Genomic DNA, 13,946 nt, shown 5'->3' with positions numbered 1-13,946 from the left:
CGAGTCGCACACCGGGTGACACCACAGGGACACCCCGGGTCGCAGGCCGGTCCGCGCACCGAGTCGAGGGAGAACGGCCGCAGATGGCTGACCGGATCACGGTCATCGGGTGGGACGGCACGCCGCTGACCGAGGCCGCCGGCGCGGCCCTCGCCGCAGCGACCCTGGTGGCCGGCGCCCCCTACCAACTGAACGCCCTCCCGGTGCCGGACGCCGCCGAGCGGATCACCCTCGGCAACGTCCGGCAGGCCGCCCGGCGGATCGCCGAGCACCGCGGCGCCGCCGTCGTGGTCGCCGAGGGCGACCCGGGCTTCTTCGGCGTCGTGCGCGCGCTGCGCCGCCCCGAGTACGGCCTCGAACTGGAGGTCCTGCCCGCGGTCTCCTCGGTCGCCGCCGCTTTCGCCCGGGCCGGCATGCCCTGGGAGGACGCCCAGGTGGTCAGCGCCCACGGCGGACGGCTGCGCCGCGCGGCCAACATCTGCCGGGCCCACCCCAAGGTCGCGGTGCTGACCGCGCCCGGCGCCGGTCCGAGCGAACTGGCCCTCATGCTGCGCGGGGTGCACCGGACCTTCGTGGTCTGCGAGGCCCTCGGCACCCCGGACGAGGACGTCACCGTCCTCACCTCCGACCGGATCGCCGACCACGTGTGGCGCGACCCCAACGTGGTGCTGGTGATCGGCGGTCACGGCGGTCCCCAGGCCGGCGGGGTCGACACGGAGGCCGGCTGGCTGGCCGGGCGCCCGGTCGGCTTCCCCGGCGCGGATCGCGGCTGGGCGCTCCCCGGTGACGCCTACGCGGGCGCCGGGCGCGCGGGGGACGAGCCCGGCGCATCGGAGGTGCTCCCCGCGCACGTGCGCGCCCTGGTGCTGGCCCGTCTGGGTGCTCGTCCGGGGGACCTGGTCTGGTCGGTCGGCGCGGGCAGCGGCGCCCTCGCGGTGGAGGCGGCCCGCTTCGGCGCCGCCGTGGTCGCGGTCGAGGCGTCCCGCTCGGCCTGCGCCCGGCTGGCGGTGAACGCGCGCCGGTACGGCGTCGAGGTGGAGACCGTGCACGGGCAGGGCCCCGAGGTGCTGGGCGGCCTGCCCGAGCCGGACGTGGCGGTGGTGGAGTCCGTCGGCCTCGACGTGGTGCGCGCGGTGCTGGCCCGCCGTCCGGAGCGGTTCGTCGCGGTGCCCCGGACCCTCGCCGAGGGGGAGCAGATCCACCGGGCGATCGCCGAGGCCGGCTACCGGGCGGACGGTGCGCTGCTGCAGTCCACTCCGCTGTCGGTCGCCGGTGGCGCCGGTGGCGGGCTGGCTCTGGGGGCGGGCGGTACCGGCGTGCTGCTGCTCTGGGGTGAGCAGATCGCGTGAAGGACTGGGGTGCGTCCTGTGGATTCGGTCCGATCCGCCGGGCGCGTTCCGCTCCCGCGCTGTGCTGCTGAGGGGTCGTGGTGGGGCCGGGCGGTGATCCAGGTCGCATCCGGACACCGATTCGAGAGGTGACCGTGCTGGGCCGGTAGTGTGGCGTCCTGGGCGGCTGCGGCGGTCGGCGACCCACCCGATTCAGTCGGTTTGTCGCCTTTTTGACGTGGTGCAACCCGGTTTTGCTCGGAGTGTGGGCAATTCGACGGGCCGCGTGCCGGACCTGGAGAATGCCGTAGGGTCCGGTGCGGTCGTGCCGGTTGCTCCGGGTTGTCGTTGTTTCAGATGGTGCGCCGCCCGGTGTGGGCGGCGCGCAGGCCGGGGTGCCGCAGTGCGCCGGAAGGACTTGGGCCGCAGCGCCTCGGCGCGGCGGCCGCGTGTGGTTGAGGGACGGGCCGGTGCAGGCCCGGCCCGTGCGGATGGGCGCTGCGGTCGGTGATCGTGTCGCCAAGGGCGCGGCAGCGGCCTGGAAGGAGCGTTTGACAATGACCGATGGCGGCCACGTCCCGGGCGAGGGAATGCCGGAGCACCTGAACGCCGGGCCGGACCAGCTCGGCGGACCGGAGGGCGTCGCGGGCGTTGCACCCCTGCAAGGCGTCGCGACGGACGGCGGCATGATCCCGAACCCGACGGCGCCGGGCCACGGCCTGGCCGGTGGTGCGGTGCCCCACGGCGCGGGAGTCATCCCGCCGCAGGGCCAGCCGCTCGGCGCGTCCGGCTTCGCCGTACCGGCCCCCGGCCTGTCGGCTCCCGGCGCACCGGCTCCCGGTGTGCCCGGTGAGGGCTGGGGCGTCGACCCGGGCGCCCCGCGTCCGGCCTTCCACTTCCTCGACCAGGACGACGAGGACGACGTCCTGCTGATGCCCGGTCCGCAGGGCTCCTGGGGCGAGCCGCTGGCGCCCCTCCCGACCGAGCAGACGCCGCTCGCCCCGCAGCAGGACGGCACGCCGGTCGAGCCTTCGTGGCCGCCGCTGGAGCCGCCGGTGCTCGGCGCCGAGCAGGCGCAGCAGCCGTTCCACGCCGCCCCGGCGCACCCGCAGGCCACGGAGGCGATGACGGCTTCTCAGCCGCCGCGCCGCCCGCTGCACGCCGGTCCGCCGATCCCGGACCCGTCGCTGATGACCGGCCAGGTCCCGGTGCGCTCGCTCGCCGACCGCGGCCCGTCGCAGGGCGGTACGCCCGCGCACGGCATCCCGGTGGTCGGCCGGCTGCCGATGGCCGAGGCCGTCGCCCCGGCGCCGGCCGCCGCGCCGCAGGCCGTTCCGGCAGCGCCCGCGCCCTCGGCGGCGCCGGCGGTTCCCGTGACGGAGGCCCAGGAGTTCCAGCAGGTGCCGCTGGCTTCGCACCCGGTCGAGGCCCAGCTGGCCGTCGAGACGGTCGGGGCGATCGAGGTGATCGAGGTCGTCGAGCTGCCGGAGGCCGTCGTCGCCGAGGCCGCGGTGGACGCGGCGCAGGCCGCCGTGGCCGAGCCGGTCCCGGCGGAGTCCGGCCGGCCGGTCGTCGACCCGGGCGGCACACCGGTCGCCGGGGCCGTGGTGACGGCGCCCGCCGAGGCACCGGTCGAGGCCGCTGCTGAGGCGCCGGTCGAGCCCGTCGCCGAGGTTGCCGTCGAGGCCGCCGCGCAGGCCGCGCCCGCGGAACAGACCGAGGCCCCCGCCCCGGCCGGCCCGCCGCGGCGCATCTCCGCATTCCTCGCCGCGCCCACCCCGCACGGTCTGCCTCCGGTCGCGGCGGCCGCGCAGGCCCCGGTGGCCGAGGAGGCCGCCCCGCAGCAGCCCGCTCCCATAGCGGCCGAGGAGCCGGCACAGGCCGCCCAGGCCGCCCCGCCCGTCGAGGCCGTGGTCGCGGTCGCGGTCGAGGCCGGTGAGCCCGCCGAGGCCGTGGCGCCCGCGCCGGAGGCGGTGGTCGAGCCCGTCGTCGAAACGGTCGTCGAGGCGGTCGCCGAGACCGCCGCCGGCACGGGCGAGATGCCCTCCGGCCAGGCCGTCGTCGAGGCCGTCGTCGAGCCCGCCGAGGCCGTTGCCGAGCCCGCCACCGAGGTCGCTGCCGAGCCCGCCGAGGGCGGGCAGCCGCAGGAGGCCGCGCCGGTCGTGGACCAGGCCGTCGAGGCCCCGGTCGAGCCCGTCGTCGAGCCTGAGGCCGAGGCCGCCGCAGCGGAGACCGCGCCGCAGCCGGTCGCGGACGCCACCCCGGTCAGCGAGCCCGCCGAGCCTGTTGCCGTATCCGCCGAGACCGCCATCGAGACCGCCGCCGAGCCGGTCGCCGAGGTTTCCGAGGCCGTCCAGGCCGTCCAGGCCGTCGAGCCTTCCGCGGCCCCGGACGACCAGGCCCAGCCCGTCACCGACCCGGCCGCAGAGTCCGCCGAGCAGGCCCCCACCGCCGAGTCGGCCGCCGTCGAGCCCGTGGCCGCCGAGGCCGTCGCCGAGGAGGCCGCCGCGCCGGAGGCCCCCGCCGCCGAGCAGCAGCCGGCTGAGCAGGCCGCCGAGCCGCTGACGGAGGAGTCGACGGAGCCGCAGACGGAGGACCAGGCGGAGGGTCAGGCGGAGCAGCCGGCCGAGGAAGCGCAGGCCGAGGAACCGCAGGCCGAAGAGCCGGCCGAGCCCCGCGGCCCGGCCGCGCCCGGCTTCGACCAGGCCGAACGCGAGGCCGTCCACCAGGTGATCCGCGAGCGCCGCGACATCCGCAACGGCTTCCGCCCGGACCCGATCCCGCACGAGGTGCTGATCCGCGTCCTGGAGGCCGCCCACACCGCCCCCAGCGTCGGCTACTCCCAGCCCTGGGACTTCGTGGTGATCCGCTCGGCCAAGACCCGCCGGCGGATGCACGCCCTGGCCGAGCGCCAGCGCGAGGTGTACGCGGACTCGCTGCCCAAGGGCCGGGCCAAGCAGTTCAAGGAAATCAAGACCGAGGCCATCCTCGAAACGCCGGTCAACATCGTGGTGACCGCCGACCGAACCCGCGGCGGCCGGCACACGCTGGGCCGCCACACCCAGCCCCAGATGGCCCCGTACTCGGCCGCCCTGGCGGTCGAGAACCTCTGGCTGGCCGCCCGCGCCGAGGGCCTGGGCGTCGGCTGGGTGAGCTTCTTCGACGACGAGGAGCTGGTCCGCGAGCTCGGCCTGCCCGAGCACCTGGAGGTCGTCGCCTACCTGTGCGTCGGCTTCGTCGACTCCTTCCCGGACGAGCCCGAGCTGGAGCAGCAGGGCTGGGCCAAGAAGCGCCCGCTGTCCTGGGTGGTCCACGAGGAGCAGTACGGCAACCGCGCGCTGCCCGGCGAGGAGCCGCAGAGCCTGCTCGCCGAGACCCTGCGCGGCATCCGCCCGCTGGACGCCAAGGCGCTCGGCGAGGCCTGGGACCGGCAGAAGCGGATGACGAAGCCGGCCGGCTCGCTCGGCATGCTGGAGATCATCTCCGCCCAGCTGTGCGGCCTGTCCCGCAAGTGCCCGCCGCCGATCCCGGAGCCCGCCTGCGTGGCGATCTTCGCGGGTGACCACGGCGTGCACGCGCAGGGCGTCAGCCCGTGGCCGCAGGAGGTGACCGCCCAGATGGTCGGCAACTTCCTGGCCGGGGGAGCGGTGATCAACTCCTTCGCCAAGCAGATCGGCACCGAGGTCTGCGTGGTCGACGTCGGCGTCGCCGCCGAACTGCCGGAGGCCATCCAGCAGGGCCGCACCACCGGCCTGCTGCCGCGCAAGGTCAAGCCCGGCACCGCCGACATGACCCAGGGCCCGGCGATGACCCGCGAGGAGGCGCTCAAGGCCATCGAGGTCGGCATCGAGACCGCCCGCGACCTCGTCGCGGCCGGCAACAAGGCACTGGTCACCGGCGACATGGGGATCGCCAACACCACCGCCTCGGCCGCCCTGATCTCGGTGTTCACCGGCCTCGACCCGGCCGAGGTCACCGGCCGCGGCACGGGCATCGACGACGAGACGCACGCCCGCAAGATCGAGGTCATCCGGGCCGCGCTGGCCCTGCACCGGCCCGACCCGGCCGACCCGATCGGCGTCCTCGCCGCCGTCGGCGGCCTGGAGCACGCGGCCCTGGCCGGCTTCCTGCTGGGCGCGGCCTCGCTGCGCACCCCGGTGGTCCTGGACGGTGTCATCGCGGGTTCGGCCGCGCTGGCGGCCAAGGCGATCGCCCCCGAGGTGCTGGCGGCCTGCATCGCCGGCCACCGCTCCGCCGAGCCCGGCCACCAGGCCGCGCTGGCGAAGCTGGGCCTGCGTCCGCTGATCGACCTGGACCTGCGGCTCGGCGAGGGCACCGGTGCCCTGCTGGCCCTGCCGCTGGTGCAGAGCGCGGCCCGGGCGATGCACGATGTAGCCACCTTCGACTCCGCCGGGGTCACCGAGAAGGGCTGACGTTCTCCGTCACCACTCCGCGGACCGGCCCGAGGGCGCGCCGGTCCGCGGAGCGGCGTCACGCCGCACCCGCACCCCGGACCCTCACCCCCGATCAGGAGCACCGCCGATGACCGCGCCCACCCCGCACCCCAGCACCGAAGGCCGTACCCCGTACCCGGTCGGCCTGCTGCTCGCCGGCCGCCGCGTGGTCGTGGTCGGCGGCGGCCAGGTCGCGCAGCGCCGGCTCCCCGCGCTGATCGCCACCGGTGCGGAGCTGCACCTGATATCGCCGGCCACCACCCCGGCCGTGCAGGCGATGGCAGACGCGGGCGAACTCACCTGGCACGCCCGCCCGTACCGGGACGGCGACCTGGCCGGCGCCTGGTACGCCCTGGTCGCCACCGACGACCCGGCGGTCAACGGTGCCGTCAGCGCCGAGGCCGAGCGCGAGCGGGTGTTCTGCGCCCGCAGCGACGATGCCTCCGCCGCCACCGCCTGGACCCCGGCCAGCGGCCGCGACGCGGGTGCCACCGTCGCGGTCCTCACCGGTGACCCGCGCCACTCCGCCGCTCTGCGCGACGCCATCGTGGACGGCCTGCGGGACGGCTCGCTGGCCGTCCGCCAGTTCCGCGCGCACGGCGTCGGCGGCGCCTCGGGGCAGCCGGGCCAGGGGAGCGTCGCCCTGGTCGGCGGCGGCCCGGGCGACCCGGACCTGATCACCGTGCGCGGCCGCCGCCTGCTGGCCGACGCCGACGTGGTGGTCGCCGACCGTCTCGCCCCGCGCGAACTGCTCGCCGAACTGCCCGAGCACGTCGAGGTCATCGACGCGTCCAAGATCCCCTACGGCCGGTTCATGGCCCAGGAGGCGATCAACCGGACGCTGATCGAGCACGCCAGGGCCGGCAAGTTCGTGGTCCGGCTCAAGGGCGGCGACCCGTACGTCTTCGGGCGCGGCGGCGAGGAGCTGCTCGCCTGCGCCGAGGCCGGACTGCCGGTCACCGTCGTCCCGGGCATCTCCAGCTCGATCAGTGTCCCGGCGGCGGTCGGCGTCCCGGTCACCCATCGGGGCATGACGCACGAGTTCACCGTGATCTCCGGTCACGTCGGCCCGGACGACGAGCGCTCGCTCACCAACTGGGAGGCCGCCGCGAAGATGCGCGGCACCCTGGTGCTGCTGATGGCCGTGGACAAGATCGGCGCGATCGCCGCGAAGCTCGTCGAGCACGGCCGCCCGGGCGACACCCCGGTCGCGATCGTCCAGGAGGGCACCACCGCCGCCCAGCGCCGGGTGGACGCCACCCTGGCCACCGTCGCCGCGACCGTCGAGGCCGAGCGGATCAAGCCGCCGGCCGTGATCGTGGTCGGCGACGTCGTCAACGTCCTGGCGGCCGCCTTCCCGCGCTGAGCGCCCGGAGTGGGAAGTCGGACCCGTCGACTTCCCACTCCGATTCCCATCCGACTTCCCCCGTCGGCCGGCCGCTCCGGGCGGCTACTCCAGCGGCTGCTCCGTCCAGATCACCTTCCCCGTCGCCGTGTAGCGCGTCCCCCAGCGGTCCGCGAACTGCGCGACCAGGAACAGCCCGCGCCCGCCCTCGTCGGTGGTCGCCGCGTACCGCAGGTGCGGCGAGGTGCTGCTGCCGTCCGACACCTCGCAGATCAGCGCCCGGTCCCGCAGCAGCCGCACCCGGATCGGCCCGGTGCCGTAACGGATGGCGTTGGTCACCAGCTCGCTCAGGATCAGCTCGGTGACGAACGCCGCCTCGTCCAGCCCCCAGGCCGCCAGCCGCTCCGCCACCTCGGCCCGGACGGCGCCCACCGCCGCCGGTTCGGGCGGCACCTCCCACTCCGCGACCTGGTCCGGCGCCAGCACCCTGGTCCGCGCCACCAGCAGCGCGATGTCGTCCAGCGGACGCTCCGGCAGCATCGCCCCGAGCACGTCCGCACAGGTCTGCTCCGGCGTGCGCGGCGGCCCGGTCAGCGCCGCCCGCAGCAGTTCCAGCCCCTCACCGATGTCGCGCTCGCGGTCCTCCACCAGCCCGTCGGTGTACAGCACCAGACGGCTGCCCTCGGCGAGGTCCAGCTCGACGTTCTCGAACGGCAGCACCGCCAGCCCCAGCGGCGGCCCGGTCGCCAGCTCCGGGAACACCACCCGCCCGTCCGGGCCCACCACGGCGGGCGGCGGATGCCCGGCGCTGGCCAGCGTGCACCGCCGCGCCACCGGGTCGTAGATCGCGTACAGGCAGGTCGCCCCGGTCAGGGCCGCGCCCTCGCCGCTCCCGGCCTCGTCCTGGTCGATTCGGTTCACCAGGTCGTCCAGGTGCCCCAGCAGCTCGTCCGGCGGCAGGTCCAGCGTCGAGAAGTTGTGGATCGCCGTCCGCAGCCGGCCCATCGTCGCCGCCGCGTGCAGGCCGTGCCCCACCACGTCCCCGACGACCAGGGCCACCCGCGCGCCCGGCAGCGGGATCACGTCGAACCAGTCGCCGCCCACCCCGGCTTGGGCCGGCAGGTAGCGGTGCGCGACGTCCAGCGCGCTCTGCGGCGGCAGGTTGCGCGGCAGCAGGCTGTGCTGGAGCGTCACCGCCATCGCGTGCTCCCGGGTGTAGCGGCGCGCGTTGTCGATGCACACCGCCGCGTGCGCCACCAGTTCCTCGGCCAGCGCCAGGTCGTCCGCCTCGAACGGCTCCGAGCGGTCCGCCCGCCAGAACCGGGCCACTCCCAGCAGCACCCCGCGTGCCCGCAGCGGCACCCGCACCATCGAGTGCACCCCGTACGCCAGCACCCGGGCCGACCGCTCCGGATCCTGCTCCCGCCACCCCGGGGCCTGGGCCAGCCGGGCCTCCAGCCCCGACTCCCCGCTGTGCAGCGCCCCGGCCAGCGGGGTGGCCGGCACCACGTCCAGCACCGTGTCCACCGGGTAGAACGGAGCGTCGTCCCGGATGCCGGCGAGCGCGACGCGGCGCATCCGCCCCAGCGAGGTGCCCGGCGGCGGCTCCTCGCCCGTCAGCACCTGGTCCGCCAGGTCCACCGTGACGAAGTCCGCGAACCGGGGCACCGCGACCTGCGCCAGCTCCTCCGCCGTCCGCGTCACGTCCAGCGAGCTGCCCACCGTCACCCCGGCGTCGTACAGCAGCCGCAGCCGCCGCTGCGCGCCCTCGGCCCGGCCGGACAGCGCCAGCAGCTCGGTGGAGTCACGCAGCGTGGCGACGCAGCCCGGCGGGCCGCCCACCTGGTCGGTCAGCCGGACGTTCACCGCCAGCAGCCGTTCCCCGGCCAGCACCACCTCGTCGGTCACCGGACGGTTGGCGGTCAGCAGTTCCTCGGGCGCGGGCTCCAGGCCCAGCTCGGTCACCGGCCGGCCCTCGGCGTCCGGCGGCAGGTCCAGCAGCCGCCGCGCCTCGTCGTTGCAGAGCAGCAGCCGGCCGTCCGCGCCGACGATCATGACGCCCTCGCGCACCGCGTGCAGCACGGCCGCGTGGTGCTCGTACATCCGGGTCATCTCGGCCGGGCCCAGCCCGTGGGTCTGGCGCCGCAGCCGCCGGCTGATCAGCGCCGTGCCGAGGGTGGCCAGCCCGACCGCGCCCGCGGCGGCGCCCAGCACCACCGGCAGCTGCCGCTCGCTCGCGCTGCTGACGCTCCGCACCGTGACGCCCGCCGAGACCAGCCCGGCCACCGAGCCGTCCGGCGCGTACACCGGGACCACCGCCTGGACCAGTGGGCCGAGCGAGTCGGTGACGCGCTCGGTCACCACCTGCCCGTGCACCGCGGGCAGGTAGGTGCCGACGAACTTCTGGCCGATCAGGGCCGGGTCGGGGTGGGTGTAGCGGATGCCGTCGTCGCTCAGCACGACGATGAAGCCGACGCCCGACGACATCCGCGCCGCCTCCGCCTTGGGCTGCAGGACCGCGGACGGGTCGGGGGAGCGCAGCGCGTCGACGATGCCCGGCGAGTTGGCGAAGGTCTGCGCGACCGCCACCGACCGGTTGCGGGCCTCGTGGTCGGCGTCGGTGCGCGACTGCACCACCAGCGCCACCGCGGCAGCTGCCACCAGCAGCAGGACGACGAGGACCTGCAGCGCGAACACCTGCCCGGCCACCGACCGGTTTCGCACGGGCCACGGCCGCTTCGCGCGTGGCAGCTGTAGCCGACCGTTTGGGCGCCCACCGGAGGAGCCGGCGGAACCAGTAGCACCAGAGGCCGACGGAGCCCAGGATCGGCCCGGAAAACGGGCCATACGGCCATGTTTGCACCATGGCTGGCACAGGGCCAAGGCCAGCCCGCCCCGCGGCTTGGGCCGTTTGGCCTTCCCCGCCCCGCCTTGGCAAGATCGCAGGGTGTCCGAACCCAGCGCCATCACCGACCCCGCCGACCCCCGCCTCGGCGACTACACCGGCCTCACCGACGTCGAACTGCGCCGCCGGCGCGAACCCGCCGAAGGCCTGTTCATCGCCGAGGGGGAGAAGGTCATCCGCCGCGCCCTCGCCGCCGGCTACCGGATGCGGTCGATGCTGCTGACCTCCAAGTGGCTGGAGGTGATGGCCGACGTCATCGCCGAGGCGGACGCCCCCGTCCACGTCGTCGAGCCGGGGCTCGCCGAAGCCGTCACCGGCTACCACGTCCACCGCGGCGCGCTCGCCTCGATGGAGCGCAAGCCGCTGCCGCAGGCCGTGGACCTGCTCGTCGGGGCCCGCCGGGTCGCCGTCCTGGAAGGCCTGGTCGACCACACCAACCTCGGCGCGATCTTCCGCAGCGCCGCGGCCCTCGGCATGGACGCCGTCCTGCTCTCGCCCGACTGCGCCGACCCGCTCTACCGGCGCGCCGTGAAGGTCTCCATGGGCGCCGTCTTCGCGGTGCCCTACGCCCGGCTCGACCCCTGGCCGGCCGCCCTGGAGACCGTCCGCACCGCCGGATTCACCCTCCTGGCCCTCACCCCCGCCGACGGCGCCGTCGACCTCGCCGGCCTCGCCCCGCACCGCCTCCCCAAGGCGGCCCTCATGCTCGGGGCCGAAGGCGACGGCCTCACCGGCCCCGCCCTCGCCGCCGCCGACCACGCCGTCCGCATCCCGATGGCCCACGGCATCGACTCCCTCAACGTCGGCGCCGCCGCCGCCGTCTCCTTCTACGCCGTCACCGCCCCCACCGCCTGACGGGGAGGTCGGCCCGCCCGACCTCCCCTCTCGCGCCGGAGGAGCCCCCCCCCGCCCCCCGCCCCCCGCCTCCCCGGGGGCGGGAGCTCTCATCACACAGGAAGCGGGAAGCGGGAAGTCGGCCTGGCCGACTTCCCGCGCCGCGGCCTTCCCGTGCTCAGCCCGCCGCGGCGGTGGGCGGAGCCGGAGCGGCGGCCGGGGGCTGGGTGGCGGGGCCGGAGGCGCCGGGCCAGGACTCGTCCAGGGTGCCGTCGGCACGGACGGTGTAGCGGGTCGAGGTGGTCGCGCCGGTCGCGGCGACCCGCTCCTCGCGGACGACCGTCCCGCCGTCGAGCCGCCAGGTGGCCGTCGCCTGCGGGTCGGCCGCCGAGGTGCGGGAGGTGGCGGCGACCGGGGTGTCCCCGGTGAAGGAGAAGAGCTGGACGAGGTCGACCGGCACCGAGCCCTCGGCCCGCCGCAGGACGACGACCGCTGCCGGGGCGCCCTTGTACCGGGCGGGCAGCACGGAGCTGAGCACGACCTGCGGGCCGGCCCCGACCGACCGGCCGTCCCGGAGCGCGATGCCGGGCCCGCCGGCCCCGTCGGGGTAGCTGCGGTTGGGCCAGTCCACCACCGGCCCCGGTCCGTACGGGGGCGCCAACGGGCTGTCGCCCGCGCCGCTGTGTGCGGCCGCAGCCGCGGCGGACGGGGTGGCCGGAGGCTGGGCGGCGGGGGGCTGGGCCGCGGGGGGCTGGGCCGCGGCGGCCCCGTCCGCCGAGGTCCCCGTCACGGCCTGCGCGCCGCCCGCGGCGGGCGCACTGGCGGTGTACCCGCCGGAGGGCCGCAGGCCCTGCTTGCTGCGGTTCTCGCACCCCTGGGCGGCCGCGATGGCCAGCGCGACGCCGAGCGTCACGGTGACGAAGACCACGAGCCGCTGCCGCAGCAGCCGCTGCCGCGCGTTGCCGGGCCGCCCGCCGGGGGCGGGGGTGTGCTGGCGGTCCCGGGGGTGCCCGCGGTCGCGGGTGCCGGGCCGGCCGGGGGGCGGGGTGTGCGGTCGCTCCCGCAGCGGGCGGGTCACCGGTGTGGCCTCGGGCCGGGGGAGCGGGGCGGTGGCCGCCTGCGAGCGCCGGACCGCGGCCGCCGCGGCGGCCCGGGACCGTGCAGGGGCGGCGGGTTCGGGGGAGCGCCCGGGCGCGGGCACACCGTGCCGGGCGCCGTCGGGGGCGGGCTGGGCCGCCGGGCCCGCCGGGGCGGGTGCCGCCGCCCGCCCGTGGCCGGGCCGCGCGGCCCGGGTGGCGGTTCCGGCTGCCGCCCCGCGCGCCGCGAGTTCGCTGAGGCGCTCGTGCAGCGCGGCCGCGCCGGGCCGTTCGGCGGGTTCCTTGGCGAGACAGGCGCGGATGAGCGGTGCCAGCGGCGTGGGTACGGCGGACAGGTCGGGTTCCTCGTGGACGACCCGGTAGAGCATGACTTCGGAGGACGCCCCGGATCCGAACGGGGTGTCACCGGTGAGCGCGTAGGCGAGGGTGGCCCCGAACGCGAACACGTCGGTGGCGGGGGTGACGGCGGCGCCGCGGACCTGTTCGGGCGCGAGGAAGCCGGGGGAGCCGACGGCGGTGCCGACGTGGGTGAGGGTGCTGGCGCCGCGCGACCAGGCGATGCCGAAGTCGATGATGCGCGGGCCCCGCGGCGAGAGCAGGATGTTGGAGGGCTTGAGGTCGCGGTGGACGACCCCGGCCTCGTGCACCTTGACCAGCCCGTCGGCGAGTGCGGCGCCGATCCGGGCGGCCTCGGGCCAGCTCAGCGGCCCTTCGTCGCCGACCTGCTTGTAGAGGGAGGGCCCGGGCACGTACGCGGTGGCGAGCCAGGGACGGTCGGCCTCGATGTCGGAGCCGACGACGCGGGCGGTGCAGCCGCCCCGGATGCGGGAGGCGGCGGCGATCTCGCGGGCGAAGCGGGTGCGGAACTCCTGGTCCTCGGCGAGTTCGGCGCGGATCAGCTTGAGGGCGACACGCTGTCCGCGGCGGTCGGAGCCGAGGTAGACCACGCCCATGCCGCCGGCGCCCAGTCGCCGGTGCAGGCGGTACGGCCCGACGATGCGGGGGTCCTCACGCCTCAGCCGCATCATCGCCATGTTTCGTTCCCCGTCAGCCTGTGGGTGAGGCCCCGTCGGTTGGGGCATCGTCAGTTCCTGTCTGGCACAGCTTACGGACTGCCCCCTGCGGTGTGCTGATACGCAACACCTCAAGCAGCCGTGTGATTGTCGGATCGTGCGCTGACCCGCAGGTCATAGGGGTGCCGAAGCGTTTCTCGGGGTTGCCCCTCAGGGTTCCCCCGGGGGTGCGGCCAAGGCTCCCTCCCCCTGCGGTAGTACGCCTGAAGTCTGAGCGTCATCCTCCGGGATGCCCGAGGAACAGTACGACGGCATGACGCCCGGACGGCCCCCTGAGCAATAGCGTTGTGTTCAGCGGTGGACGGGGAGCTCGTCCCCCGAGGTAAGCCGTTCACCGCGCCAACTCGACCGGACCACAGGAGTAAGGGCATGGCACCGCAGCTCACGGGAGACCCCCGCCGTCGGTCGGCCGTCGTCCAGTCCCGGTCGGCCGAGCAGCCCACCAGGCACCCGGCCGTGGCGCTGGCCATGGCCCTGCCGTGTGCGGTGCTGCTGGTGCTGCTCTTCGGCGGTTGGGATCAGATGGCGAACCAGGCCCAGGCCGTCGCCGATCTGATCGGCCGCTGAGATCACGCCGGCCCCGACGGGGTCGGCCACAGAACGGGCACTGATCCCCTGGGGACGGGGAGCAGTGCCGCCGGGGAGGCCGCGCGGCCGCGATGACACGCGGACGGGCGTGAGTGGCGCGCAGAGCGCCCCGGCAGGCGGAGACGCCGCGTACGGACGTCGGTGAGGGCGACCGTACGCGGCTCTTCTCTTTTCCCGCAGCCGTCTTTCCCGCGGCCGTCGTCCGTCCCGAAGCCGTCGTCAACGCCAAACGGCCGGGGGGGGGGGGGGGGGGGGGGGGGGGGGGGGGGGGGGGGGGGGGGGGGGGGGGGGGGGGGGGGGGGGGGGGGGGGGGGGGGGGGGG

6 protein-coding genes and 1 pseudogene are annotated in these 13,946 nt (G+C 76.3%); 5 read left to right on the top strand and 2 right to left on the bottom strand.

Features of this window, described 5'->3' with window-relative positions; all coding sequences use genetic code 11:
* Positions 1-83: 83 nt before the first annotated feature.
* The 3 genes from cbiE to cobA all read left to right on the top strand — a co-directional run bounded on the left by cbiE (position 84) and on the right by cobA (position 7,148).
* Positions 84-1,349, top strand: a complete 1,266-nt coding sequence (gene cbiE / locus AC07AL_RS35040; protein ID WP_363583780.1) for a precorrin-6y C5,15-methyltransferase (decarboxylating) subunit CbiE — start codon at positions 84-86, stop codon at positions 1,347-1,349.
* 536 nt (positions 1,350-1,885) lie between these two features.
* The gene (gene cobT / locus AC07AL_RS35035; protein WP_478319358.1) at positions 1,886-5,761 is read left to right on the top strand and encodes a nicotinate-nucleotide--dimethylbenzimidazole phosphoribosyltransferase; all 3,876 of its coding nucleotides are present in this window, start codon (positions 1,886-1,888) and stop codon (positions 5,759-5,761) included.
* Between the two features lie 109 nt (positions 5,762-5,870).
* Complete coding sequence (gene cobA / locus AC07AL_RS35030) at positions 5,871-7,148, top strand: uroporphyrinogen-III C-methyltransferase (RefSeq protein ID WP_363583776.1); 1,278 nt, start codon at positions 5,871-5,873, stop codon at positions 7,146-7,148.
* A gap of 84 nt (positions 7,149-7,232) precedes the next feature.
* Here cobA and AC07AL_RS35025 read toward each other — a convergent pair whose 3' ends face one another.
* Positions 7,233-9,974, bottom strand: coding sequence for a SpoIIE family protein phosphatase (locus AC07AL_RS35025; protein WP_400803645.1), 2,742 nt, complete (start codon positions 9,972-9,974; stop codon positions 7,233-7,235).
* A gap of 100 nt (positions 9,975-10,074) precedes the next feature.
* On the opposite strand from AC07AL_RS35025, the gene AC07AL_RS35020 reads away from it, so the two are divergent.
* Complete coding sequence (locus tag AC07AL_RS35020) at positions 10,075-10,887, top strand: TrmH family RNA methyltransferase (RefSeq protein WP_363583772.1); 813 nt, start codon at positions 10,075-10,077, stop codon at positions 10,885-10,887.
* Positions 10,888-11,668: 781 nt separating this feature from the next.
* On the opposite strand, the pseudogene AC07AL_RS35015 reads toward AC07AL_RS35020, so the two are convergent.
* A pseudogene (locus AC07AL_RS35015) lies at positions 11,669-12,997 on the bottom strand (serine/threonine-protein kinase); the annotation flags it as partial.
* Between the two features lie 408 nt (positions 12,998-13,405).
* On the opposite strand from AC07AL_RS35015, the gene AC07AL_RS35010 reads away from it, so the two are divergent.
* Positions 13,406-13,603 (top strand): hypothetical protein, encoded by a 198-nt coding sequence (locus AC07AL_RS35010; protein ID WP_363589710.1) that lies wholly within the window; start codon positions 13,406-13,408, stop codon positions 13,601-13,603.
* Positions 13,604-13,946: the final 343 nt, after the last annotated feature.

The organism is Kitasatospora sp. NPDC043949 (assembly GCF_056435365.1).
The sequence above is the reverse complement of the archived record's forward strand: the minus strand, read 5'-3'. Positions and strand labels throughout refer to the sequence as shown.